The organism is Henriciella barbarensis (assembly GCF_003576345.1).
Lineage (GTDB): Bacteria > Pseudomonadota > Alphaproteobacteria > Caulobacterales > Hyphomonadaceae > Henriciella > Henriciella barbarensis.
This window is the reverse complement of record NZ_QWGB01000009.1, coordinates 163322-188106: the sequence shown is the minus strand read 5'-3', so window position 1 is coordinate 188106 and position 24785 is coordinate 163322. Positions and strand designations below refer to the sequence as shown.

The 24785-nt window shown below is 61.0% G+C and carries 20 protein-coding genes; 4 read left to right on the top strand and 16 right to left on the bottom strand.

Features of this window, described 5'->3' with window-relative positions:
- Positions 1–8: 8 nt before the first annotated feature.
- The 4 genes from ftsZ to D1224_RS13935 form a co-directional block, all read right to left on the bottom strand.
- The gene (ftsZ, locus tag D1224_RS13950; RefSeq protein WP_119380565.1) at positions 9–1466 is read right to left on the bottom strand and encodes a cell division protein FtsZ; all 1458 of its coding nucleotides are present in this window, start codon (positions 1464–1466) and stop codon (positions 9–11) included.
- A 96-nt stretch (positions 1467–1562) separates the two neighbouring features.
- Complete coding sequence (gene ftsA, locus D1224_RS13945; protein WP_119380564.1) at positions 1563–2858, bottom strand: cell division protein FtsA; 1296 nt, start codon at positions 2856–2858, stop codon at positions 1563–1565.
- Between the two features lie 2 nt (positions 2859–2860).
- Positions 2861–3733, bottom strand: coding sequence for a cell division protein FtsQ/DivIB (locus D1224_RS13940; RefSeq protein ID WP_119380563.1), 873 nt, complete (start codon positions 3731–3733; stop codon positions 2861–2863).
- The gene (locus D1224_RS13935; RefSeq protein ID WP_119380562.1) at positions 3721–4629 is read right to left on the bottom strand and encodes a D-alanine--D-alanine ligase; all 909 of its coding nucleotides are present in this window, start codon (positions 4627–4629) and stop codon (positions 3721–3723) included. Before D1224_RS13935 ends, D1224_RS13940 begins: the two co-directional genes overlap by 13 nt.
- A 157-nt stretch (positions 4630–4786) precedes the next feature.
- On the opposite strand from D1224_RS13935, the gene D1224_RS13930 reads away from it, so the two are divergent.
- Entirely contained in the window at positions 4787–5650 is an 864-nt protein-coding gene (locus D1224_RS13930) for a formate/nitrite transporter family protein (RefSeq protein WP_119380561.1), read from the top strand.
- Between the two features lie 137 nt (positions 5651–5787).
- Positions 5788–7842, top strand: coding sequence for a TonB-dependent receptor plug domain-containing protein (locus tag D1224_RS13925; protein WP_119380560.1), 2055 nt, complete (start codon positions 5788–5790; stop codon positions 7840–7842).
- On the opposite strand, the gene murB is transcribed toward D1224_RS13925, so the two are convergent.
- From murB to D1224_RS13865, 12 genes are all read right to left on the bottom strand, one after another.
- A complete protein-coding gene (gene murB, locus D1224_RS13920; protein WP_119380559.1) occupies positions 7839–8795 on the bottom strand; it encodes a UDP-N-acetylmuramate dehydrogenase in 957 nt (318 codons plus the stop codon). The genes D1224_RS13925 and murB overlap by 4 nt on opposite strands.
- Positions 8796–10229 (bottom strand): UDP-N-acetylmuramate--L-alanine ligase, encoded by a 1434-nt coding sequence (gene murC / locus D1224_RS13915; protein ID WP_119380558.1) that lies wholly within the window; start codon positions 10227–10229, stop codon positions 8796–8798.
- 105 nt (positions 10230–10334) lie between these two features.
- Entirely contained in the window at positions 10335–11426 is a 1092-nt protein-coding gene (gene murG, locus D1224_RS13910) for an undecaprenyldiphospho-muramoylpentapeptide beta-N-acetylglucosaminyltransferase (protein ID WP_119380557.1), read from the bottom strand.
- Positions 11419–12573 carry an FtsW/RodA/SpoVE family cell cycle protein gene (locus D1224_RS13905; RefSeq protein WP_119380556.1) on the bottom strand — a complete coding sequence of 385 codons (1155 nt, stop codon included), beginning with the start codon at positions 12571–12573 and terminating at the stop codon, positions 11419–11421. Before D1224_RS13905 ends, murG begins: the two co-directional genes overlap by 8 nt.
- Positions 12570–13997, bottom strand: coding sequence for a UDP-N-acetylmuramoyl-L-alanine--D-glutamate ligase (gene murD, locus D1224_RS13900; protein WP_119380555.1), 1428 nt, complete (start codon positions 13995–13997; stop codon positions 12570–12572). The genes D1224_RS13905 and murD overlap by 4 nt, the downstream gene beginning before the upstream one ends.
- 10 nt (positions 13998–14007) lie before the next feature.
- Complete coding sequence (gene mraY / locus D1224_RS13895; RefSeq protein WP_119380554.1) at positions 14008–15201, bottom strand: phospho-N-acetylmuramoyl-pentapeptide-transferase; 1194 nt, start codon at positions 15199–15201, stop codon at positions 14008–14010.
- Positions 15191–16681, bottom strand: a complete 1491-nt coding sequence (locus tag D1224_RS13890; protein WP_119380553.1) for a UDP-N-acetylmuramoyl-tripeptide--D-alanyl-D-alanine ligase — start codon at positions 16679–16681, stop codon at positions 15191–15193. Before D1224_RS13890 ends, mraY begins: the two co-directional genes overlap by 11 nt.
- A complete protein-coding gene (locus D1224_RS13885; RefSeq protein ID WP_119380552.1) occupies positions 16681–18114 on the bottom strand; it encodes a UDP-N-acetylmuramoyl-L-alanyl-D-glutamate--2,6-diaminopimelate ligase in 1434 nt (477 codons plus the stop codon). Before D1224_RS13885 ends, D1224_RS13890 begins: the two co-directional genes overlap by 1 nt.
- Positions 18111–19766 (bottom strand): peptidoglycan D,D-transpeptidase FtsI family protein, encoded by a 1656-nt coding sequence (locus D1224_RS13880; RefSeq protein WP_119380551.1) that lies wholly within the window; start codon positions 19764–19766, stop codon positions 18111–18113. The genes D1224_RS13885 and D1224_RS13880 overlap by 4 nt, the downstream gene beginning before the upstream one ends.
- Positions 19759–20103 (bottom strand): septum formation initiator family protein, encoded by a 345-nt coding sequence (locus D1224_RS13875; RefSeq protein ID WP_119380550.1) that lies wholly within the window; start codon positions 20101–20103, stop codon positions 19759–19761. The genes D1224_RS13880 and D1224_RS13875 overlap by 8 nt, the downstream gene beginning before the upstream one ends.
- Positions 20100–21092, bottom strand: a complete 993-nt coding sequence (gene rsmH / locus D1224_RS13870; RefSeq protein WP_119380549.1) for a 16S rRNA (cytosine(1402)-N(4))-methyltransferase RsmH — start codon at positions 21090–21092, stop codon at positions 20100–20102. Before rsmH ends, D1224_RS13875 begins: the two co-directional genes overlap by 4 nt.
- Entirely contained in the window at positions 21092–21592 is a 501-nt protein-coding gene (locus D1224_RS13865; RefSeq protein ID WP_119380548.1) for a division/cell wall cluster transcriptional repressor MraZ, read from the bottom strand. The genes rsmH and D1224_RS13865 overlap by 1 nt, the downstream gene beginning before the upstream one ends.
- Positions 21593–21957: 365 nt before the next feature.
- Between D1224_RS13865 and D1224_RS13860 the strand changes: the two genes are divergently transcribed.
- Positions 21958–23412 (top strand): TrkH family potassium uptake protein, encoded by a 1455-nt coding sequence (locus D1224_RS13860; RefSeq protein WP_233350557.1) that lies wholly within the window; start codon positions 21958–21960, stop codon positions 23410–23412.
- Positions 23413–23495: 83 nt separating this feature from the next.
- The gene (locus D1224_RS13855; RefSeq protein ID WP_119380547.1) at positions 23496–24782 is read left to right on the top strand and encodes a glutamate-5-semialdehyde dehydrogenase; all 1287 of its coding nucleotides are present in this window, start codon (positions 23496–23498) and stop codon (positions 24780–24782) included.
- Positions 24783–24785: the final 3 nt, after the last annotated feature.

The window sequence follows — 24785 nt, the reverse complement described above, 5'->3', positions numbered from 1 at the left end:
CTCAGCGCCTAGCGGTTGGCCGAGCGACGGAGGAAGGCCGGAATTTCAAGGTCGGTATCGTCGAAGGAAGCTGGTGCGGTGAACTTGTCACGTGCTGGTGCCGCTGGCTCATTCTCGATTTCGTCGACGGAATTCTTGTCGTCGCTCTGAGACGAAAGTTTCGGCCAGCCGAACAGATTGCCAAAGCCGGCCTTGCCTTCAGAGCCGGAGCGACCACGGGACTTGCCTCCGCCAAAGACCTGATCAGCGCTGACCTGGTCATTGCCATGTACGCTTTCGCGTTCAGCGGCTGGCAGGCTGCGGCTGACGAAGTCTGGACGGGTGTCCGCTTCCATCATCTCATCGTCGCCGAGGTCATTGATCACGACGCGCGGGCGTTCGATCTCGATCTCTTCTTCCGCGATGCTGACATCGCTTTCAGCAAGCTCGATTTCGACTTCAGCAGGCTCGGCCTCTATCTGCTGCGGCTCGACTGGAGCCGCACTGATCGCAGCTTCGCGCGTCGGCTCTTCATAGATGCCAGCATCCGAGTCGATACCTGCTGCGACGACGGAGACGCGGAGCTTGCCTTCAAGCTCAGGGTCGAATGTCGAGCCGAGAATGATGTGAGCGTCAGCGTCGACTTGCTTGCGGATTTCGTTTGCTGCTTCGTCGACTTCAAACAGCGTCATGTCATAGCCGCCCGTGATGCTGATCAGAACGCCGCGGGCGCCCTTCATCGAAACATCGTCAAGAAGCGGGTTGTCGATCGCGGCGCGGGCTGCATCAAGGGCGCGGCCTTCGCCTTCGCTCTCGCCCATGCCCATCATCGCAGCGCCCATGCCCTTCATGATCGTGCGCACATCGGCAAAGTCGAGGTTGATGAGGCCAGGCATGACCATGAGGTCTGTGATACCGCGAACGCCAGAGTAGAGAACATCGTCGGCCATGCGGAAGGCGTCCGCAAACGTCGTCCGCTCATTGGCAACGCGGAAGAGGTTCTGGTTTGGCACGACGATCATCGTGTCGATCGCCTTGCGCATTTCGGTGAGACCATCTTCAGCGATGGTCATCCGGCGGTTACCTTCGAAACTGAATGGCTTGGTCACCACGCCGACGGTGAGGATGCCGCGCTCATGTGCCGCGCGCGCGATAACCGGGGCGGCGCCTGTGCCGGTCCCGCCGCCAAGGCCCGCAGCGATGAAGACCATGTGTGCGCCTTCGAGGCACTTGCTGATCTCCTCGATGGATTCTTCGGCTGAAGCTGCACCGACTTCTGGCTTTGCGCCTGCACCGAGGCCTGCGGTCGTGTCCGGGCCAAGCTGGATGCGGGTTTCGCATTTCGAGCGTTCGAGTGCCTGAGCATCAGTATTGGCGACGACGAACTCAACGCCTTGCAGGTTCGCCTCGATCATATTGTCGACTGCGTTGCCGCCGGCCCCGCCCACACCGAACACGACGAGCCGCGGCTTGAGTTCTTGAGTCATGAAAAATCCGCCTTTGCCAATCTACCTTAGGAAGGGTCTGTAGGCGCAGATTGCCTGCGTCAGACTAAGAGAGGGTTAAGGGATTCTGCCTCGCTGTTAAAAATTTTCATGCAGCCAGCGCAAGAAACCGTTCATTTTACCGCGTTTCGCAGCTCCTGAACCCTGAGTAGACGCATTGCTGGCGGTCGAGACGTCTGCGAAGCCGCGTGATTCGTATGACAGCAGACCTGCTGCGGTCGAAAAGACGGGGCTTGCATGCGATTCGCCAAGAACATCAGCATCGACCGGCTTGCCGAGACGGACGGGTTGACCGAGCACACGAGACGCAACATCGCGCACACCCGGAAGCAGGCTACCGCCACCGGTCAGGACGGTACGGCGCGGCATGATCCTGGCCAGTTCGCTCTTGCCGATCAGTTTGGAGGCATATTCAAAGGTTTCTTCGATGCGCGGCGCGATGAGGCTGGTCAGTTCGCCGCGGGTCATGTGATGCGCCGCGAGCCGTCCATCATCGCCAAGGCGAGCGACTTCGACCTTTTCAGAAAGTCCGGTGCCGGTCGTGTCAGCGTGACCGTAAATAGTCTTCATGCGCTCTGCAGCAGCGAAGGTCGTGCCGATGCCCTGGGCAAGGTCACCTGTCACCTTGGCGCCGCCCGCAGGTACGACACCGAGCCAGGCAGGCACGCCGTTCACAAAGGCGCAGGCGGTGGTCACGCCAGACCCCATATCAATGCAGATCGCACCATTCTCGATTTCATCGTCGATCAACGTGCCGGCGGCGCTGGCGAGCGCTGAAGGGATCAGGCGGTCGACGTTGAGGTGCGCGCGGCCAACGCATTCGACCAGGTTGCGTACGAGCGATTGCGGCGCGGAAACGACCGACAGGAGGACGGACAATTTCGTTCCGATCATGCCAATCGGGTCACTGATGCCTTCCTGTTCGTCCAGCTTGTAGAGGACCGGATGGGCCGTGAGGATTTCGCGTTGCTTCGCGTCGATTTTTGCAAGGGCCTGGGCGTGAAGTTTCTTGAGATCCTTGGCGGTGACTTCACGGCCACCAATATCGTTAAGGGCCCCGACGAATTCGCAGGCGACTTGCCCGCCAGTTACGCCAAGCGTTACCGAATCGATCCGTTCCCCGGCCTGACGCTCTGCGTCCTCAACCGCGAGACGGACGGAGCGCTCCAGCGCTTCCATGTCCGTGATCGAGCCGTCCTTGAAGCCTCGGGCCTGCTGGCGCCCACCGCCCAGAAACGCAAAGCCGGCCTTCGCCTCAGGATCGAAACGGCCGATCAGGCAAGTGATCTTGGCGCTGCCAATATCGAGCGAAGCGATCGGCTGGCCGACTTTTGCGGCGCGGGATGGTTTCAAGCGGAGGTCTGCCTTGGCCATGGTCAGCTTTCTGCAGCGGTGCCGGACGCACCCTGTTCGTCGAGAGGTTCAAGAAAAGTGCGCCCGGCGACACGCAGGTCGATCCGCGCGAGCGAGCGTTGAGAAAGGTCAGTCGCGTTTTCGAGCGCAATCAGTTCGTCCGTTGCGCGCATAACGCTGGCGTCTGCAGGGAGCCGGATCAGCAAGCCGTCGCGAAGTTTGACGTCCCAGCGGCGACGCGACACGCGCTCGGCATAGGACACCCGGTCACGTACTGTGGTTGCGCGCGCCAGAAACTGGAGCAGCGTAGGAACGCCCTGCGGCGCATCAACGCCAGTGAGCAGGACAAGTTCGCTATAATCCCTGGCCGACAGGCCTTCCATGATCTGTCCCGTACTGTCGACGACCTGCTGGCTTTCACCATCGAACCAGATGGCGCTTGCCTTTGCCGGCGATGCGTTGATCAGGATCTGGTTCGGCCACAGCCGGTAGACATGCGCGCTCGTAACTTGCCCGGTCGCAAGGACCTGACGGCGGATTTCATGCGGGTCAGCGCGGAACATGTTGTCGCCGGGCGCGACGCCCGACATTTGCTGGACAAGGCTGGCGCGGCGAACATCAGTTCCAAGGCCGGTTATCTGCACATCTTCCACGGAAAAGCCGAGTCCTGTCGCAGCGCTATCAAAGGCATTGCCGACGCCGTCGCCGACCTTGGACATCGATCCGCCCAGCAAGGCGGCGCCGGCAACGATGAGCGCAACCACCATGACGAAGCCAGTCAGAACAGAAGTGAGGTCTGCACGCGCAGGTTCGACAGGCACCGGTGCGGGCGCGCGCTTGCGCGTCTGCGGCCGGGCGCGCTGACCCTGCTTTGGCTGGCCCTTCACCTTCGGCATGAAGCATCCTCGATCATCCAGGCGACGAGCGCCTCGAAGGTCATGCCCGTATAGGCGGCCTGCTCGGGAACGAGCGAGGTCGGTGTCATGCCTGGCTGGGTATTGGTTTCCAGGATCACGAGCCGGTCCTTCTTCTCGTCAAATCGAAAGTCTGATCGCGACACCCCCCGGCAACCGAGAGCCTGATGCGCTTTCAGCGCTGCTTCCAGAGCCCTGTTCGTTACCGGTTCCGGAATGTCTGCAGGCACCACATGACGCGATCCACCAGCTGCGTATTTTGCATCAAAATCGTAAAACTCTCTTAATGTCGTGATCTCTGTCACCGCGAGTGCCCTGTCGCCGATAACGGCCACGGTGAGCTCTCGGCCGGGGATGTATTCCTCGGCCATGAGATTGTCGCCATAGGCCCATTCCTCAGACAGGAGGAGCTGCGAGGGACCATTATTTTCCTCGCGGACAAAGACGACGCCGAAGCTGGAGCCCTCGTTCACAGGCTTGATCACATAGGGCGGTTTGATCGGGTGAGCGCGGGCCGCTTCGGCGCGTGTGACGGCCACATCCTCTGCCACGTCGAGGCCGGCCTGCATGTAGACGGCTTTGGACTTGCGTTTGTCCATGGCGATGGCCGAGGCGGTCACACCGGAATGGGTGTAAGGAATGGCGAGGATCTCGAAGAGGCCCTGCACACAGCCATCCTCACCCCAGGGGCCATGCAGGCCGTTCAGAATCACGTCTGGCTTTTTGGCCGCGATCTGGCTTGCAAGGTCGCGACTGGCGTCTATGCCGACGGCGTCATATCCAGCCGCAGTTGCGGCACGCAGCATCTGCTCGCCAGAGGACAGGGACACGTCCCGCTCAGAGGACCAGCCTCCATAGACGACTGCAACGCGCTTCATGACTTACCTCCAGACAGAACAGGACCGCACACAGGCGGCGGCCCGGCATGCGACTCAAACATGTAGCAGCCGAGAAATTAAGGCAGTCCTTCCATTCCGCTGAACTTGCAGCATTGCATTTACCTGAACATCGAACCGTCTGGCGCGTTCGGACCCCATGTCCGGACAGAACACTCCCGCCCAGGAACACGCCGAAGAAAACCACATTACAGAAGAAGAGCGCGAGCAGGCGGCAACGCTGACCCGGCTGAAATCGCGTATCGTCTATGAAATCATCAGGCAGGAAGGCCGCGCAGAACTCTCGCGTCCGCAAAGCTCCATCTGGTGGTCAGGTATCGCGGCCGGTCTCGCAATCTCCATGTCACTCATCATGGAGGCTTTCCTTCGCCAGCACCTGCCTGACACGGACTGGCGCCCGCTGGTCGAGAATTTCGGCTACGCGGCGGGCTTCCTGCTCGTTATGCTGAGCCGGCTGCAGCTTTTTACCGAGAACACGGTCACTGCGGTTCTGCCGACGCTCGCCGATCCATGCAGGCGCACCATCCTGGGCACATCACGGCTGTGGAGTACCGTTTTCCTCGCCAATATGACTGGCACTTTCATGGCCGCTATTTTCTGGACTTTTGCTGGCGCCATTTCGCAGGAGACCTATGGCATTAGCCTTGAGCTGAGCCTGCATGTTGCCGGGTGGGGGGCTGGCGAGACATTCGTACGCGCCCTGCCCGCCGGCTTCCTGATCGCTGCACTGGTCTGGATGATGCCAAGCTCTGAAGGCAGCGAATTCTGGGTGATCCTGTTTTTCACCTATCTTATCGCACTGGGCGATTTCGCTCATGTCGTCGTGGGTTCGGCTGAGCTCTTCATGGTCGCGCTCTCCGGCGAACAAGGCGCCCTGAAACTGATCGGCGTGAACCTGTTGCCAGCACTCATCGGTAACATCATCGGCGGTGCCGGCCTGTTTGCAATCCTCGCCTGGGGCCAGGTCCATGAGGAAATGGAAGGCAGCACGGGTCCGAACTGACGTGTAGTCCCGCATTACAGATACGTAAGTTGCGCCGTGGCGCGTTTCGCATGACTACAAATGTAGTTGTATCGATAAACAGTATATGATACGCGACATTCGATAATAACAAGCGTAGAGCTAACGGAAACGCCTCCATGAAACTCAAACCCCACCTGCTTGCGGGAACGATGATGCTTGCCTGCTATTCAGGCCACGCCCAGACGCCGTCGGCCAATACACAAGAGCAGGCAGCACGAACTTATACTCTGTCCGACTTCGAGCAGTACTCGCCGAACACCGCGCTCGACATGGTAACGCGTATTCCTGGCTTCTCCATCCGCAATGGCGACCTGTCAGAGCGCGGCCTCGGCCAGGCTGACGGCAATGTGCTGATCAATGGACGGCGCATTGCAAGCAAGTCGCTGACATCCCGCGATGCACTGGCGCGCATCCCAGCCACGAATGTCGAGAAGATCGAGATTGTCGATGGCGCGACGGTGAACGTACCCGGCCTGTCCGGTCAGGTGGCAAACATCACGGCCAAGGTGAATGGTATCTCGGGCACCTGGGACTGGCGGGCGCGGTTCCGCGATAATCTGCCTCCCTATTATCATGGCGGCACTGTATCGGTGACCGGCCAGCAGCATGCGGTAGGCTGGACGCTCGGCTTGACGAGCGAGCCAATACGGGGCGGCGCCTCAGGGCCGGAGTTTGTCCGCGACGGCAACCGCAAACTGATCGAGACGAGAGACGAGCGCGTCACCAATATTGGAAACAGTGCGGGCGTCTCTGGGGCACTAGAATGGACCCCGCTCGATGGAGCGGTGGGTAATCTCAATGCGGAGTACAACATTTTCCAGATCGATGCGCGGGAGACGTCCAACCGTTTTCCGGTCACCGGACAGCCGAGCATTCGCCAATTCGCGAATTCCGAAGACGAATGGAATAGCGAGGTCAGCGGCGACTATGGGTTCGACCTCGGCCCAGGCCGCCTCAAGACGATCGCTCTCTGGCGCTTTGAACACAGCCCTTTCATTTCAACAGTCCGGACGACTGAGACAGACGGCACACTCAGCGAACGTTCGATCTTCGAGCAGACTGTTGATGAGGGCGAGAGCATCCTGCGCGGTGAGTATAGCTGGGCCCCGAGCGAGACGGTGGACTGGCAGATTGCAGGTGAAGCTGCCTTTAACTTCCTCGAAGCCGAAGCCGACCTACAGGCGCTCGATGCCTCAGGCGCGCTAGTCCCCATTGTGCTGACCAATGCCAATTCGCGGGTCGAGGAGAAACGTCTCGACGCGTCGATCACGCATGGCCGCAAGCTTACCGGAGATCTGTCGGTGCAAGCCTCGTTCGGCATGGAGTATTCCGAACTCAGCCAGTCCGGCGGCGCCGCCCAGACACGCAGTTTCACGCGCCCCAAGGGGTTTGTCTCCGCTGCATGGTCGGTGAATGAGCGCCTTACAATCAATGCGCGAGCCGCGCGCGAGGTGGGCCAGCTCAACTTCTTCGACTTTATCTCATCGGTGAACGTCAATGCTGGCAATGGAAGCCAGGGCAATCCGGACATCGTTCCACAGCAGAGCTGGAAAGGCGAGGTCTCCTTCGACCGCGATTTCGGGGCCTCCGGTGCCCACACGATGAAGGTTTACTACGAGGCCATCGAGGACATTGTAGATCGCGTCCCCTTTGGCCCGAATGCAGAAGGCCCAGGCAATCTGGATCAGGCCACGCGCTATGGCATCGCAACCAATGGCACGTTCAAATTCGCACCTGTAGGAGTTGAGGGCCTTCAGCTGGAATATGAGCTTGAGGTGCGCCAGTCCGAACTGGACGATCCGCTAACGGGCGAGACGCGCCGCATCAATGATGACCTGATGCTGGGCGGCTTCTTTGAGCTTCGCTACGACATCCCGAAGACCGACTGGGCGCTCGGCTTCGGCGGGGAGCGCTACGATAATGCGCCCTTCGTACGGCTTGACGAGCGCCAGCTGTTTGAGCTCCGGCCGATCTACACCTTCCTCTATGTCGAGCATAAAGACATCTTCGGCATGACCGGGAAGGTCGAGTGGTTCAACATGACCGATGGCGACGAGCAGTTCACGCGGCAGGTCTATACGCCCCGGCGCGATGGCGGCCTTCTGCTCAGTGAAGACAGAAGCTGGAGCGCGGGCCCCATTCTGACCGTATCACTGCGGGGGACCTTCTAGACCTTCGTCTGGATGCGGCCGATACGGCGGATTTCCCATCGGAGGTCCACCCCGGTTACATCCAGCACGCGGGCGCGCACCAGCTCGCCCAGTGCTTCAATATCGGCAGCTGTCGCGTCTTCCGTGTTGATGAGGAAGTTGCAGTGCTTCTCGGAGACCTGCGCGCCGCCGACCCGGAGGCCGCGGCAACCGGCGGCATCGACCAGCTTCCAGCTTGAACGCGCATCTGGCGTGCCGGGCGGGTCGGGATTCGCGAACGTAGAGCCGCCCGTCTTGTCCTTGATGGGCTGTGTCTCTGCGCGCCGGGCCTGATGGTCGGCGATCTCGGCCTGCAGCGCGTCGGGGTCCCCATCGCCGGACCCGGTGAGCAGGATGCCGGTCACGATGACATCGTCCGGAAAATTGGAATGGCGGTAGGAGAAGTCGATCTTCGGGTCACCATACTGGGCGATCTCGGCTTCGAACCGGACTTTCTCACCAGAGCGCGTGATACCTTCGATCTGGTTGGCGACGTCTTTCAGCTCTCGGCCATAACAGCCAGCATTGGTGCGCACCGCGCCGCCGATGGAGCCGGGGATGCCAGACAGGAAGGTAAGTCCTGAAATACCATGCTTTGCCGAGGCCTTTGCGACAGCTAGATCGAGAGCGCCCGCGCGCGCAAAGAGGGAATGCGAGCCGGTCGGTTCAACACTTCCCCAATAGCCACCCATGAGGCGGATGGTAACGCCCTCAATGCCGCCATCGCGAATGATGGAGTTCGAGGCCACGCCCATGAAGTGGACGGGCACCTCCTCGGGCAGCGCTTTCAGGAATGCGGCGAGGTCGTCCTCATCCTTCGGCAGGAAAAGCGCGTCGGCCGGGCCGCCCACGCGGAACCAGGTGTACGGCGCCAGCGGCTGATCCAGCAGCAACTTGCCGCGCACGTCGGGCAGGTCATCGCGCCAGTCTGTCATCTATTCGGCCAGCTTTCCGGCAAGTGCATTTGCGTGGGTCGTGATATCGCCCGCGCCGAGGCAGACGACGAGGTCACCGGGGCGTGCGATTTCACGAATGGTGGCAGGCAGGCTATCGAGCGCATCCATGGGGCGTGCGTCTGCGTGGCCATTCTCATTAATCGCACGGACAAGCGATTCATGGCTGGCCCCTTCAATCGGGTCTTCACCAGCCGCATAGACCGGTGCGATCAGGGCAATGTCAGCATCCTGGAAGCAGCCAGAGAAATCCTTGAAGAGATCGTGCAGGCGCGAATAGCGATGCGGCTGGGCGACAGCGATGACGCGATTGTCGCCCTGCATGGCGCGGGCAGCCTTCAGGACGGCTGCAATCTCGACCGGGTGATGGCCGTAATCGTCAATGATGCGGACACCGTTCCATTCACCGGCAGGGGTGAAGCGCCGTTTCACGCCGCCGAAATTCCTGAAGCTGGTGCGGATCTGGTCCGGCGTTGCGCCAAGCTCCAGCGCGACAGTGATCGATGCAAGCGCGTTGGAAACATTGTGGTCGCCCGCCATCGGAAGTCGAACACCTTCGATCGAGGACACTCCGATCCCGAGCCGCTCACGCAGGACGACATCGAAAGTGACGCCGTCCGGGTCGGAGGCAAGGTTGGTCGCGCGCACATCGGCCTGGCGGTTGAACCCATAGGTCAGAATGCGCCGGTCAGAGACACGAGCCACCATGGATGAGACTTCTGGATGATCGGTGCAGAGGACGCCAAACCCGTAGAAAGGAATGTTCTTCACATAAGTGTCGAAGGCATCCCGCAGCGCCTGCATGGAGCCGTAATGCTCCATATGTTCGGGGTCCATATTGGTAACGATGGCGATGGTCGGACGCAGCTTGGTGAAAGTGCCGTCGCTTTCATCGGCCTCAAGCACGATCCAGTCGCCATTGCCCGCCTTGGCATTGGAGCCATAGGCATTGATGATACCGCCATTGATAACAGTCGGGTCGATGCCGGCGCCATCGAGGAGCGCGGCGACCATGGTCGTCGTCGTGGTCTTGCCGTGCGTGCCAGCAACAGCAACGGTCCATTTCAGGCGGATGATCTCTGCCAGCATGTCTGCGCGGCGCACCACCGGAATGCCGGACTCGCGAGCGGCGACGACTTCAAGGTTATCGGACTTGATCGCGGAGGAAATTATAACGGCCCCTGCTCCGATCACATTCTGTGGTTTGTGGCCGATATGGACAGTCGCGCCCTTGGACCGAAGGCGTTCGACGTTAGCGCTCTCTTTCACGTCAGAGCCCTGAACCTTGTAGCCAAGATTGATCATGATTTCGGCGATGCCCGACATGCCTATGCCGCCTATGCCTACAAGGTGAGCCGGACCGAGATCAAAGGGCGAAGGTTTGTTTGGCATGAATGTTCTGACTTCATAGGGCATGGAATGAGGTCCTCCGCAGTAACGTGTGGAGGCCAGACTAGGCAAGCGCGAGCATGCTGAGATGGCTGTGACGCGGCGATTTAGGGGCAATCAGTCTGGAAGAACTCAGCGCTGGGCCGCCTCTATCGCAAGGTCCGCAAGGTCCTGCGCCGCAGTGATCGTGCCAGCTTCCCTCGCCCGCATAGCGCGTGCCTTCAGCTCTTCGCCATTCTCCAGCCGCACCTTGATGAGCTCACCAAGGAGGTTCGGGTAAAGATTGTCCTCGAGGATCACATCGGCGGCATCCACATCGACGAGGGCTTCGGCATTTGCGGCCTGGTGATCATCCATCGCGATCTTGAGCGGGATAAGAATGGACGGGCGTCCGACGGCTGAAATCTCGCTGACCGTGCCCGCGCCGGAACGCGCGATGATCAGGTGCGCGGCGGCGAGGCGGTCCGGCATATCGGCAAAGAAGGGACGCAACTCGTGGCGAAGGCCGACCTCTTCATAGATGGCGCGGACCTCATCGAGTTGCTCTTCGCGCACCTGTTGGACGATGTTCAGGCGCGCGCGAAGCGGTGCGGGCGTATGAAACGCGATGGCGAGCGGGATGATCTGGCCAAGGATGCGGGCGCCCTGGCTGCCACCTGTGATGAAGATAGTGAGGTCGCCGCTGGTCGGCGGGAATGGCGCATCGCGCATGGCCGCAATCGGCGCGCGGACCGGGTTGCCGACTGGCTCATGACGTACACCGGCCGGAAGCTTGTCGAGGCGGGGAAAGCCGGACGCGACAAAGGTAGCCTTGGAAGCGAACTGCCGGTTTACCCTGCCGAGCACCGCATTTTGCTCATGGATAATGATGGGCACCTTGCACCGGCGCGCGGCGCTTAAGGCCGGAAAGGCGGGATAACCGCCGAAGCCCGCAACAAGCGCCGGCTTGCTCGACTTCATTAGGCGGTTCGCCCGGCCGATGCCGCGCCAGATTTTCAGGACAGCGGACGGCAGCGTCCAGAACTTGCGGAGGTTTGGACTGGCGGCGGCGACTTCTTCCTTCCAGTCAGCCGGGAAACTGCCCGCATAAGAGAGCCCGCGCGCATCGCTGATCAGGCCGACCTGCCAGCCGCGAGATCGCATCTCTTCAGCAAAGGCGGCAGCCGGGAACATGTGCCCACCCGTTCCGCCAGCCGCGATAATAACGAGGGGTTTCTCAGCCATATCTTTCCCGGTTTCCAAGGCTCTGGCGGCGGATCAAGGCGAGCGCGAGACCGAGTGTCAGCGCTATCCCCAGCATGGATGAGCCGCCATAGGAGATGAAAGGCAGCGTCATGCCTTTCGGTGGAATGAGGCTGACGTTCACGGCGATATTGATCGCCGCCTGCAAGGCGAACAGCGTGAAGAGGCCGGAAGCGGCTGCACGTGGATAGGGGTCGTGCACGCGCGATGCAGCGCGAAGGCCGCGCCAGCAGATATACCCGTAAAGGCCGATCACAAGCAGCGCAGCGACATAGCCGAATTCTTCGCCAAGCACGGCATAGATGAAGTCTGTATGGGCGTCCGGCAGGCTGGACTTTACCGTCCCCTCCCCCGGCCCAGCGCCAAGCAGGCCGCCGCGAGAGATCGCCTCCGATGCCTTGTCGATCTGGTAGGTGTCATATTCGGACGGATTGATGAAGCTGTTCACCCGGTAGCGGACGTGGGGGAGCAGCGCATAGAGCGCGCCACTGAGGGTCACACCGCCAGTAAAAAAGGCCGCCGCCCAGCGCCATGGAAGACCGGACACGAAGAAGGTCGCGATGAAGGCAGCTGTAATCAGTGCCGACTGACCGACGTCAGGCTGAAGCAGCAACAGGCCCAGTACGACGACATAGAAAACGAGCGCAACAACCGCCCAAGGGCCATCCGGGAACAGGCGGCGTTGCGCCAGAAGCCATCCGATCAGTACGATCAGCACCGGCTTCACGAATTCCGATGGCTGGAGCGTGAAGCCACCAATGCTGACCCAGCGCTCTGCGCCTTTCGCCTCGTGGCCGACCAGCATGATGGCCGCCAGGAGAACCAGAGACACCGCGAATGCCAGTGCGGAAAGCCTGCGCACCCAGACGCGTGTCAGCATGCTCGAGCCGATCAGGACGACCGAAGCGCCCGCCGCGTAGATGCAGTGGCGTTTGACGAAGTGGTACGGGTCTGAGAAGCCGAGGCGCTCAGCTGCTGGCGGCCCAGCCGCCAGCGACAGCATCAGGCCAAGGCCGAGCAGCGTGAAAGATGCCGCCATGATGCGCCAGTCCACACTGAGGCGCCATTCGGTGATGATCGACCGCTCGGAGCGCGGAACGATCACCGTGCTACCGACCGAGACCGTCATGCCGATTCTCGCATCACCGGGCGCAGGGCGTCGCCGCCAAGCGTCTCGACTGCCTCTCGAAAGGCGTCGCCGCGCGCTTCGAAATCCTTGAACTGGTCGAAGCTGGCACAAGCCGGTGACAGAAGAATGATCGGGTTTTCTTCGCCTGAAGCCTTGGCGTCCTCCAGCGCGCGCGCGACCGCCTTGTCCAGCGTGCCACACGTCTCATGGGAGGCTTTGCCATCGAGCGTGCGCGCAAAATCATCAGCTGCCTCACCCACAAAGTAGGCTTTCGCAACGCGGTCCATGAGGGGCATCAGCGGCTCGATCCCGCCAGCCTTTGCCTGACCGCCGGCGATCCAGTAGACGCGCGGATAGGCGCGAAGCGCCTGTTCTGCGGCTTGCGCATTGGTCGCCTTGGAATCGTTGACGAAGCGCACGCCATCAATCTCTCCGACCTGCTCCATCCGGTGAGCAAGGCCCGGGAAAGTCAAGATAGCGGCGAAGATACGACCGGGATCAAGACCAAGTGCGCGGCAAGCGGCGTAGGCGGCGGCCGCATTCTGCCAGTTATGGCGCCCGGGAAGCGTTGCTGAATCCGCAAGGTCCCCGACACGGACCGCATTGTTCGCGAGACTGTCGAAGAGCTTGCCATCAATTGCGCTGACACCGCGCCCCAAAGCAAACTCGGAGGAAATCCGTGCGAGGCGCATCTCACCGCCCTGGGCGAGGCTCATTGCGATCGCTTGTGCATACTTGTCATCGAAACCGATAATCGCGGTATCGCCCGCCCCCTGATTGCGGAAGATACGCTTCTTCGCAGCCACATAGCCGTCCATGCCGCCGTGACGATCAAGATGGTCCGGCGACATGTTGAGCAGCACCGACACGTCGCAACGCAGGCTCTTGGTCAGGTCGAGTTGATAGGATGAGAGCTCGAGAACATAATATCCGTTGGCCGACAGGGCCGGCAGATCAAGAACGCCGGTGCCGATATTGCCGCCAACATGCACATCCAGCCCGCATTCCTTCAGGATGTGACCGATGAGCGCCGTTGTCGTCGATTTACCGTTGGTGCCCGTAATGCCGATGATCTTCGGGCGGCCTCGTTCGGGCAGCGACTGAACGGCGCGCGCGAAAAGCTCCATATCGCCGACAACCGGGACGTTCGTCATCTCCGCAAGACGCACCAGACGGTGTGGCTGTGGGTGCGTCAGCGGTATTCCGGGGGAAAGGACAAGCGCGGCGAAACTTTGCCAGTCGCGTTTATTGAGGTCGGAGATCGGAATGCCTTCGGCCTCTGCTTTGGCGCGCGAGGCTTCGTTGTCATCCCAGGCGTGAACTTTCGCCTTACCGGCTTTCAGAGCGCGCGCAGCCGCAAGGCCTGTCCGGCCAAGGCCGTACACCGCAACATCTCTTCCAGCATATTCGGTAATAGCGATCATGTGGTGCGGGCTACCTCAGCTTCAGCGTGGCAAGACCCGCAAGGGCGAAGAGGACCGACAGGATCCAGAAACGGACGACGACCTTGGTCTCCGGCCAGTTTTCCTTCTGGAAGTGGTGGTGCAACGGCGCCATCAGGAAGACGCGCTTGCCCGTGCCGGTCAGGCGTTTGGTGATCTTGAACCAGCCTACCTGGATCATCACCGAGAGCGCTTCGATGACGAAGAGGCCCCCAATGATAGCCAGCGCGAACTCATGTTTCACCGCAACCGCGACCACGCCGATCAGGCCGCCGAGACCAAGCGAACCCGTGTCGCCCATGAAGACGGTCGCCGGAAAGGCATTGAACCAGAGAAAGCCCATGCCTGCGCCAATCATGGCGCCAAGCAAAACGCTCATCTCACCCGCGCCGGGCGTAAACTGGATACCCAGATAATCGGCGAAGATGATGTTGCCGGTAAGGTAGGCGATGAGGGCGTAGGAGCCGCCAGCGAAGATTACCGGCACGATGGCGAGACCGTCCAGCCCATCGGTGAAATTCACCGCATTGGCGGAGCCCACAATGACGACCATGGCGAAGATGATAAAGAAGCCGCCGAGCGGGATGAAGTAGTCGTTCACGAAAGGCACGGCGACGCCGCCAGAGAAGCTCTGATCATTCGGCTCGAGCGAGGTCGGCGGGGCGAGCGCAGCGATAAGTTCGGCGAGGCCGTTAAGTGGCCCCCATTCAGCATGGCCAAGCGGCGTGTTCGCCCCGTGCAGCCCCATGATGAATGCACCCGCCAGTGCGGCGACGATAAACTCCACCATCAGGCGGACCTGCGCCGAGACGCCCGCATCCGTCTGCTTGGTAACTTTCGCATAGTCATCGAGGAAGCCGAGAAAGGCGAACGCGACCGTCACGAAGAGGACGGTCCAGATATAGGGGTTGCTGAGATCGGCCCAGAGAAGCGTCGCGACCAGCAGACCGATCCAGATCAGGAAGCCGCCCATCGTCGGCGTACCGCGCTTTTCGAGCTGAGCCTGCAGCGAGAGATCGCGGATCGGCTGACCCTTGCCCTGACGCTGGCGCAACTGGCTGATAACCCAGTCCCCGCACAGCACCGAGAACAGGAATGCGGTAACGATCGCACCGCCTGTGCGGAACGTCGTGTAGTTGAAAAGACGAAAGAACCCGTCGTCTGCGGCCAGCAGCTCATACAGCATCGCGACCCCCTGCAGCCCGCTCCGGGCCGCTATCCATCACCTGCCCGTCTGCGGTCTTGCTCCACTGGCGCAACCTGTCTGCGAGCCTGCCCATCCCGGAGGCATTCGAGCCTTTAATCAAGAGGATATCACCGTCCTGAACAGAGTTTTTCACCAGCTCTTCGAGGGCATCAGCTTTCTCTGCCCAATGTGATTCTATCTGTGATTCGATGCTCGCCTGCAGAGGCCGCATGCCGTCGCCTGCGAGGAAAGCAGTCACTGCGCCGCTATCAATCACCGGTTTAGAAAGCGCGCTGTGTTCTTTTTGCGACGTTTCACCGACTTCAAGCATTTCGCCAAGCGCCACGAGATGGCGCGCCCCCTCCCTTGAAGCAAAGCTTGAGAGCGCTGCTCGCATGGATTCCGGGTTGGCATTGTAGGCATCGTCAACAAGGACGAACTCTCCGCCGCCGGGCAGAACCAGCCGCTCCGCCGTGCCCCGGCCTGCGGGCGGCGCATAGCCGGACAGGTCGAGCGCTGCTTTGGAGAGGTTGATAGAACTGTTCAGCCCCACAGCCAGCAAAGCGCACGCGACATTATCTGCCCAGTGTTCACCGACGGCATTTACGTCGACATCCAGCTTGCAGGCTAGCGTATCCAGCGCGATCCGGCTCATGCCGCTCGCGCTGGTATATAAGCAAACCCACGAGCGCCCGGCTTGATTGGCGATCCAGTCCAGACCGGCGCCCGCACCCTCGCGGCCGAACAGCGCGATCGCGGCATCCGGCTTCAGCTCACGGACGCGGTCGACCAGAACGGGGAGCAACTCGTCTTCAGCTGGCAGCACCACAATGCCATCCGGCTCTATCAGTCCAGCGGCGATATCGGACTTTTCACGCGCGACACCCTCAATGGAGCCAAGCCCCTCAAGATGCGCTGGCGCGATCTTCGTGATGACGCTGACGTGCGGCGCGACCATTCTGGACCGGGGCGCGATCTCGCCCGGTGTCGACATGCCGATCTCGAAAACGGCGTACTCTGTATCCGCTGGCATGCGCGCCAGGGTGAGCGGCACGCCCCAGTGATTGTTGAAGCTTTTGACCGACCAGTGCGCCTTACCGGCGCCGCGGTGGATGCGGGCGATCATTTCCTTGACGCTGGTCTTGCCGACAGAGCCGGTCACTGCAATGCGCACAGCGTCTTTCGCACGTTCTCGCGCATAAAGACCGAGCGCCTCCAGTGCCGCCATGACGTCATCGACAATGATCAGCGGCCCTGAAGCGCCTTCGACTTCGCGGCTGACCAGCGCAGCACTTGCCCCAGCTTCGAAGGCGGCCGGGACGAACTCATGTCCGTCGCGAACATCTTTCAGCGCGATGAAGAGGTCACCTTCCTCAAGCGAGCGCGTATCGATGGACACACCATTCGTTTCGAAGGCGCCAGTAACGCGTCCGCCGGTTGCCTCGGCAATTTCATCAGAAGTCCAGAGCGGGCGTGCCATCACTTGCGCACCTCCAGCGCCGCAAGCGCGGTGTCCTGATCGGAGAAGGGAAAAACCTTGTCGCCAACAATCTGGCCGGTTTCATGCCCCTTGCCAGCGATGAGAAGCGTATCACCCGCCTGCAGTTGCGCGACAGCATGCTGGATGGCTTCGCCGCGATCAGCGATTTCCAGCGCGCCCTTGGCACCCGCGAGGACCGCTTTGCGGATCTCTGCTGCATCTTCAGAGCGGGGATTGTCGTCGGTAACGATAACGACATCTGCCTGCTTCACAGCCACCTCGCCCATGATTGGACGCTTCTTGCGGTCGCGGTCACCGCCGCATCCAAAGATCACGAACAGACGGCCCGCCGTGTGAGGACGGGCGGCGCGGATAAGCGTATCGAGACCATCAGGCGTGTGAGCATAATCGACAAAGACGCCTGCGCCGTCGGACGTTTCGCCAATAAATTCGAGCCGGCCTTTTACTGGCTTCAGACCGGAGAGGCCCTTCTTCACATCAGCCAGCGTCGCACCCAGCGAGAGCGCAAGCCCGGCAGCCGTGAGGGCATTTAGCGCCTGGAACTCACCAATCAGCGGAAGCTCGACCTCGGTTTCCTCGCCGCACCACTTCAGAAACAGCGTCTGACCGGTCGCCTTCGGCATCAGCTCGGCGATCTTGAGATCATCGCCGCGCCAGCCCACCGAAAGCGGCTTCAGACCATGCGTCTTAGCGCCCGCCTCGAACGCACCGCGCTCAGCGCTGTCAGCATTGATGACGGCCGGTGCGCCCGCGGGCAGCAGATCGGAGAAGAGCCGCATCTTTGCCGCGCGGTACTCATCCATGTCCGAATGATAGTCGAGATGGTCCTGGGTGAGGTTCGTGAACGCGGCCGCCGCGAGTTTGACGGCATCCAGCCTGTATTGAACGAGCCCGTGGGACGAGGCCTCCATCGCGCAATGGGTGACACCCTCATCTGCAAGCCTTGCAAGTGTCGCGTGAATGGCGACCGGGTCCGGCGTGGTGTGCCCCAGGTCGATGTGGCCGTTTGGGCCGATCGCGCCAAGCGTTCCCATGGAGGCTGCGGTGATCCCTGCGCTTTCCCAGATCTGACGGAGAAAATCGACGGTCGAGCTTTTCCCATTCGTGCCTGTCACGGCAACGACGTGCTGAGGCTGACGCGCATAGAAGGCGGCCGAAGCGGTCGCAAGCGCCAGGCGCGGCTCTTCAACTTCAATCGCCACCGCATCACCCAAATCCGGCAGATCGTGACCGATAATCGCAACGGCGCCGTTTTCAAGCGCCTGCGGGATGAACTGGCGGCCGTCTGCGGCGACACCTTTCAGGGCAGCAAAGACGAAACCTTGCGCGACCTTTCGGCTATCAGCCGTCAGCCCGCTGACCTCGACAGTCGCGGGCAAATTCTTTCCGGGAAACAAGGCGGCGAGGTTCACAGTGTACTCCTTCTCTCTGCAACGGAGCGAACGAGCGGGCTGTCATACGGACCGTAATTATCAAAGCTCGGCTCCACGCCGAGTGAAGGGGCAATCCGGTTGATCACCCGCCCCGCCGTCGGCGCAGCATTCCAGGCCGCCGTGCGTCCGCGCCCGACATCTGCCTTGGGGGAGTCAAGCACGATCAATACGACATATTCAGGACTGTCAGAGGGAAACACTGAAGCAAACGAGGCAATGTTCGCATTGCGCGCATACCCGCCGGCGACTGGCTTTTCTGCCGTTCCCGTCTTGCCCGCCACGCGGTAGCCGGCAACTTCAGCCTGCGCGCCCGTACCATCGACCACGGCTTCGCGGAGCATCTGTGTGGTCAGGGATGCTGTGGGCGCAGAGATGACACGGCGCACTTCGCGTTCTGTATTCCGGTTAGCGAGGATGGTCGGCTCGACCACTTCACCATTATTGGCGAACATCGAAAACGCGCCCGCAAACGCCATCGGGGAGACCGCGATACCATGACCATAACTGACCGTTGCGGCGTGAATATCATCGAAGCGCGATGGAAGGATCGGATCGGCGCTTCCAGCAAGCTCTACGGGAGAGCGCTCAAACAGGCCGAGGTTTTCCAGAATGTCCTGCTGGCGGCGCGCCCCCAGCATCAGGGCGACTTTTACGGTGCCGATATTCGAGCTCTCGGATACGATCTTCGCCGGTGAAATCGGACCTGGAATGCGGTGCGTGTCCCTGATCCGGCGCCCCGCGATAACAATGGGCTCTTCGACATCGAAATGGTCGGATGGCCGGATCGCGCCGGTATCTATCCCGGCCGCAATCGTGATCGGCTTGAAGACTGAGCCAAGCTCGTAGACCGAATTGACAGCGCGATTGGTACGCGCCGCGTCATCGCTGGCCAGTGTGTGCGCGCGGTTCGGGTCGATAGGCGGCCAGCTCGCAAGGCCGAGCACTTCGCCATTGCGCGCATTGAGCACGACGCCCGCGCCCCCTTCGATATCGTACTCGGTTGCTGCGGTTGAGAGCTCGGATTCGAGCATGTGCTGAACGCTGGAGTCGATGGTGAGGCGCAGCGGCTGCCCACCGTCTGCGAGCTCCGCGTCGAGGGCATATTCAACGCCAGCGAGTCCTTGCCCATCCGTGCCAGCATAGCCAAGCACGTGACCTGCCAGCGTTTTGCGCGGATAGACCCGGCGGCTCTCCTCACGAAAGCCGAGGCCTTCAAGGTTGAGGTCGAACACGGCCTTGTGCTGACGAGGCGTAAGACCGCGCTTGATCCACACGAATGCGCGCTCATTGTCGGAAAGGCGGCGCGTCAGCGTGTCGACATTCAGCTCTGGAAAGACGCTGACCAGACCGGCAGCAACAACTTCCGGCTCCCAGATGGCACGCGGATCGGCAAACAGGGAATAGACATTCACCGAGGTGGCGAGCAGCACGCCGTTCCGGTCCACAATGTCGGCGCGGCGGACAGGCTCCTCAAAGGCCGTCGACACACCTTCTTGTCCAGAAGGCCCGGCAAGCGCGACAAACCCGGCCTTCATGGTCACAGCCAGGAAGCCTACGCAAAGCGCCAGCGACACCAGCCGAGCGCGCAGGGCAGAGCCCTCAACTTCGCCAGCAGCTAGCCGATCAGTCATGGCGCACTCCCTGCGAGCCGCCTTCAGCAAGGCTGATCTCGCGCGCATCGTCGACAGCACCGAAGATATGCGGAAGGTCTTCTGCGCGCACGAACTGTTCGGCACGCGGCGGCACCATGCCTAGCTCATTGCGAGCATAATCCTCGACCCAGTCCTCGCGTGACAGCGTGCTGAGCTCCCCAAGCAGGATCTGACGCTCATCGATAGCGCGCTCGATCTCTGCCTCGACACCGGCGATACGCTCTGCGCTGTCTGCCGCCCCGTACTTCGCCCGATAGAGGCTGAAGATGAGGAGCGCGATAACACCAAGACCGACCATGAATGCGCGGCGACTCATGATGAGACCTCCACGTCATCAAGATGCGGAAGATTGAGACCGGTATCGACCGGCTCTCCCCAGGCTGGCGCGTCGGTACGCAACGCAAGACGCAGCTTTGCAGACCGGGCACGCGGATTGACCTGCGTCTCGGCCTCACCCGGCTCAATCGCTTTTCTCTGGATCAGATTGAAACTTGGCGCGCGACCAGCCTCTGGCGCGGGCAGATAGCGAGAGCCACCGCCCGTCTGGCCAGCCCTCTCCTTCAGGAACTGCTTGACCATCCTGTCCTCCAACGAGTGGAAAGTCACAATGGCTAGCCGGCCTCCTGGCCTCATCAGTGCCTCGCAGGCATCCAGAGCTCTTGCGAGCTCTCCCAGCTCATCATTGACGAACATCCTGATCGCCTGAAATGACCTGGTCGCTGGATGCGTCCGCGCGCCCCGGCGCCCGCCCATTGCATCTTCTATGTGGCCGGCAAGATCGAGTGTTGTGGTGAACGGAGCCTTAAGACGGCGCGCGGAAATCGACTTTGCAATCCGGCGCGACTGCTTTTCGTCGCCGAGCCGGAAAATGATGTCGGCGAGCGCCTTTTCAGGCAGCGTGTTCACCACGTCAGCCGCCGAGGGACCATCGCCGCCCATACGCATGTCGAGCGGCCCATCGCGCATAAATGAAAAGCCGCGCTCTGCTTCATCAAGCTGAAAAGACGAGACCCCAAGGTCGAGCGTGATCCCGTCTACCGCCTCATAGCCGGCAGCAGGCAGCAGCGTCGCCATATCGCCGAAGCATCCGAGCAGGGGTGTGAGGCGCCCACCATAATCGGCAGACCCGTTGGCGCGGTCAATCGCCGTCTCGTCACGGTCGATGCCAACGACATGGCATTTTGCTGCATCGAGGATGGCGCGGGCATAGCCGCCGCCGCCAAGTGTCCCATCGACAATGACGTCGCCATCCTTGGGCGCGAGACCGTCGACGACCTCTTTCAGAAGAACCGGCACATGTCCCATCAGAGACCTCCCGTGCCGGCCGAGCCGACACCTGGCAGGTTGCCCGATGCCATGGCCTTCTGGAAAGGCTCATCAAGCGCACCCTGATTTTCAAGCGCGGCCTGCGCCATCTTCTCATCGAATGCCTGAAAGCGCGACGGCTCCCAGATGTGGAAGCGGTCAAATGCCCCCGCGAAGACGAGTTTCTTCGTGATTCCAGCCGCCTCCAGCAGATGTCCTGGCAGCGTGATACGGCCGGTATCGTCCATCTTGAGATCGGCGGACTTGGTGAAGATGGCATGCATGAAAGCCCGGCGATGCGGATCAGTTGGCGCCATACGAGCGAGAGTCTGCCGATAGAGAGCCATCAGTTCGTCGCCGCCGCCTTCAAGACATCCCGATCCATCCATAGCGGGCCACAGGAAGAGACGCGATCCACCACCCAGCGCTGCGCGGAAGGATGCGGGCACAGACACCCGCCCCTTCGCATCAAGCGCAGTTTCATAGGTGGAAACGAACACCAGCCACTATCCCTTCAACCCGGACCCACACCTGTGTGGGATTATCATGATCAAGTTTGGGATAACATGGGGAGGCTAGGGCACCAATGGGCGAGGCTGGTGATTCGGCTATTTCACAAGCGACCAGAACAAGAACATAGAGAGAATATAGGAGAACAAGGATTAGCGCCAAAACAGGTGAGAGCCCTTTGCAGGCAATAAGTGACTGATTTACAAAGGGTTAATAACGCGCATTAAACCCCCTGCATTTTTTCGCCGGTGGCCTGCGTTTTGTCAGGGAAAAGCGGCGGCCTTCCGAGGTGGGTACTGACGGCCTGAAGAATTTGGCGACCTAGGCCCCGGTTCGGTGCTAGAGGCTCTCAAGGATGCAGATTCGAGCTGTCATATTTGCCATCGGCATCATGGTTGCCCTGTTGGGCGCAGCAATGATCCCTTCAGCCGTGCTGGACATTGCGGACAGTTCTGACCAATGGCCCATCTTCCTGGTATCGTCCGCGGTCAGCATTCTGATCGGCGCAGGTCTTGCCGTGCTGGCCGGCGGCGCGCCACCGTCTACAGGCGCCCGTGAGGCTTTCCTCTTGACCGTGGTGATCTGGATTGCCCTGCCGCTGATCGCGACCATTCCCTTTATCAGCTACGGCATGAGGTTTACAGACTCCATGTTCGAGGCAGTGTCGGGCCTGACTACGACTGGCGCAACAGTCATGACGGGACTGGACTCCACGCCGCGCGGCATCCTTCTCTGGCGGGCTATCCTGCAATGGATCGGCGGTATCGGCATCATCGTGACCGCGATCGTGATCCTGCCCATGCTGCGCGTTGGCGGCATGCAGCTCTTCCAGATCGAGAGCTCGGATGTGTCAGGCAAATTCCTGCCCCGTATCACCGAAATCACCGCCCAAACGGGTATTGTCTACCTGCTCATCTCCGCAATCTGCGCGATCGCATACGCCGCCTGCGGCATGAGCGCGTTTGATGCCATCGCCCACTCCATGACGACAATGTCGGCAGGCGGGTATTCCACCCACGATGCCTCATTCGGCTATTTCAGTGACACGCCTGCCGCCTATGCAGCGACCTTTTTCATGTTCGTCGCAGGCTTGCCATTCAGCCTGCTCACCCTGCTCATCCTGCATGGGCGCTGGCGCCCCTTTGCGTCGGACCCCCAGCCAAGGCTCTATTTCTGGCTCGCAATTCTGTTCGCGCTAGTCATCGTAATCTGGCATGAAGCCGTCGTTGACCCGCCGATATTCGATCATGTCTTCCACGGCTTCAGGCAGGCGCTGTTCAACATCATCTCGATAATGACAGGCACCGGATACGCCTCGGCTCCCTATGACACCTGGGGCAGCCCTGTAACAGTCATCTTTCTGGCCGCGACATTTCTTGGCGGCTGCGCCGGGTCCGCAGCCTGCGGCATCAAGATGTTCAGGCTGGAAATCAGCTTCAAGGCGGTTGCCGCATACGCCGCGCAAATCGTCCGTCCGAACCGGATCGTGCGCGTACGCTATGCCGGGCGCGTCGTGTCCTCCGACACACTTCAGTCGGTCATGGTCTTCGTGTTCCTGTACCTCGCGACTTTCGTCGTCGCGGCCGTCCTCCTCTCGCTCACAGGCATGGACCCCCTCTCGGCAATTTCCGGCGCGGCGACCAGCGTATCCAATGTCGGCCCGGGTCTTGGCCCTGAAATTGGCCCCTCCTCCACATTCCAGAACATACCAACCGCGGCCAAGTGGATCTGCCTCACGACCATGTTGCTCGGACGGCTTGAGTTCGTTGCCGTCTTTACACTGATGACCTCCCGGTTCTGGCGCGGCTAGGCAGGCCTTGCGCTACGGCAGGTATCGCAGGCTTCGCTCACTGACTTGCACGCCCATCGGCTTTCCTGCACATACTTCTCACAATGAGCCGGATTATGCAGACATCTGAAACAAGCCTTACTGACCTCATGCTCGACATGGGGAAGCGCGCGAGAGCCGCTTCCCAACGTCTGTCCCACCTGACAGCGAAGGACCGCAGCCGCGGCCTGCTCGCTATGGCGGATGCGCTGGAAACATCGCAAGGCGAGATCCTGAAATCCAACGCACTCGACATGCAGCAGGCAAAACAGAAGCAGCTGTCGGACGCCATGCTGGACCGCCTTCTGCTGACCCCGGAACGCATGCGCGCCATGGCGGACGCTGTCCGCATGATCGCGGGCCTCGAAGACCCAGTCGGCCAGACCATCGCCAACTGGACGGTACCTTCAGGTCTCGACATTTCACGCGTGCGGACACCGCTGGGCGTGATCGGCATCATCTATGAATCCCGCCCCAATGTAACGGCTGATGCCTCTGCGCTCTGCCTTCGCTCCGGAAATGCGGCAATCCTTCGGGCAGGCAGCGAGAGCCTTAACTCCGCGCTTGCCATCGCAACCGCCCTACGCTCAGGACTTGATGGCGCCGGCCTGCCCGCTGACGCGCTCCAACTCGTCGGCACGCCGGAACGCGAGGCGGTCGGGCATATGTTGACCGGACTGGATGGTAACCTTGATGTCGTTGTCCCACGCGGCGGCAAGGGGCTGGTCGAGCGCGTCCAGAAGGATGCGCGCGTTCCTGTCATTGGCCACCTGGAAGGCCTTTGTCATATCTATATCGACGCGGACGCCGACCCGCAGAAAGCCGTCGACATCGCCTTCAACGCCAAGATGCGGCGAACCGGTGTCTGCGGGGCGATGGAAACACTGCTGATCAACGAAGCCATTGCGCCGCGCCTTCTTCCGGCTATCGCGGCGCCACTTCGTGAGGCAGGGTGCGAACTGCGCGGCGACACACTGGCAAAAGAGTTGTTGCCCGACATGATTTTAGCCACTGAAGAGGACTGGCGTACCGAGTATCTCGCGCCGATCCTTTCCATCAAGGTGGTGAAGAACCTTGATGGCGCGCTTGCCCACATCGCGCGCTATGGCACCGGTCACACCGAAGCCATCGTCACAGAGAACACCTCGACAGCAGACCGTTTCCTGAACGAGGTCGATGCCGCCATCGCGCTTCACAACGCCTCGACGCAGTTTGCTGATGGCGGAGAGTTCGGCATGGGCGCAGAGATCGGAATTGCGACCGGTCGCATTCATGCCCGCGGCCCGGTCGGCGCGGAACAGCTGACCACTTTCAAATATGTCGTGCGCGGAACCGGCCAGACCCGGCCCTGAGCA

Bases quoted from the DNA above. Each gene is read 5' to 3' on its own strand.
- ftsA (WP_119380564.1), bottom strand. From the start codon at position 2,858: ATGGCCAAGGCAGACCTCCGCTTGAAACCATCCCGCGCCGCAAAAGTC.
- ftsZ (WP_119380565.1), bottom strand. From the start codon at position 1,466: ATGACTCAAGAACTCAAGCCGCGGCTCGTCGTGTTCGGTGTGGGCGGG.
- murG (WP_119380557.1), bottom strand. From the start codon at position 11,426: ATGGCTGAGAAACCCCTCGTTATTATCGCGGCTGGCGGAACGGGTGGG.
- D1224_RS13925 (WP_119380560.1), top strand. From the start codon at position 5,788: ATGAAACTCAAACCCCACCTGCTTGCGGGAACGATGATGCTTGCCTGC.
- murD (WP_119380555.1), bottom strand. From the start codon at position 13,997: ATGATCGCTATTACCGAATATGCTGGAAGAGATGTTGCGGTGTACGGC.
- D1224_RS13860 (WP_233350557.1), top strand. From the start codon at position 21,958: ATGCAGATTCGAGCTGTCATATTTGCCATCGGCATCATGGTTGCCCTG.
- mraY (WP_119380554.1), bottom strand. From the start codon at position 15,201: ATGCTGTATGAGCTGCTGGCCGCAGACGACGGGTTCTTTCGTCTTTTC.
- D1224_RS13880 (WP_119380551.1), bottom strand. From the start codon at position 19,766: ATGACTGATCGGCTAGCTGCTGGCGAAGTTGAGGGCTCTGCCCTGCGC.
- D1224_RS13935 (WP_119380562.1), bottom strand. From the start codon at position 4,629: ATGAAGCGCGTTGCAGTCGTCTATGGAGGCTGGTCCTCTGAGCGGGAC.
- D1224_RS13930 (WP_119380561.1), top strand. From the start codon at position 4,787: ATGTCCGGACAGAACACTCCCGCCCAGGAACACGCCGAAGAAAACCAC.
- murC (WP_119380558.1), bottom strand. From the start codon at position 10,229: ATGCCCTATGAAGTCAGAACATTCATGCCAAACAAACCTTCGCCCTTT.
- murB (WP_119380559.1), bottom strand. From the start codon at position 8,795: ATGACAGACTGGCGCGATGACCTGCCCGACGTGCGCGGCAAGTTGCTG.
- D1224_RS13905 (WP_119380556.1), bottom strand. From the start codon at position 12,573: ATGACGGTCTCGGTCGGTAGCACGGTGATCGTTCCGCGCTCCGAGCGG.
- D1224_RS13890 (WP_119380553.1), bottom strand. From the start codon at position 16,681: ATGGCACGCCCGCTCTGGACTTCTGATGAAATTGCCGAGGCAACCGGC.
- D1224_RS13875 (WP_119380550.1), bottom strand. From the start codon at position 20,103: ATGAGTCGCCGCGCATTCATGGTCGGTCTTGGTGTTATCGCGCTCCTC.
- D1224_RS13855 (WP_119380547.1), top strand. From the start codon at position 23,496: ATGAGCCGGATTATGCAGACATCTGAAACAAGCCTTACTGACCTCATG.
- D1224_RS13940 (WP_119380563.1), bottom strand. From the start codon at position 3,733: ATGCCGAAGGTGAAGGGCCAGCCAAAGCAGGGTCAGCGCGCCCGGCCG.
- rsmH (WP_119380549.1), bottom strand. From the start codon at position 21,092: ATGGGACATGTGCCGGTTCTTCTGAAAGAGGTCGTCGACGGTCTCGCG.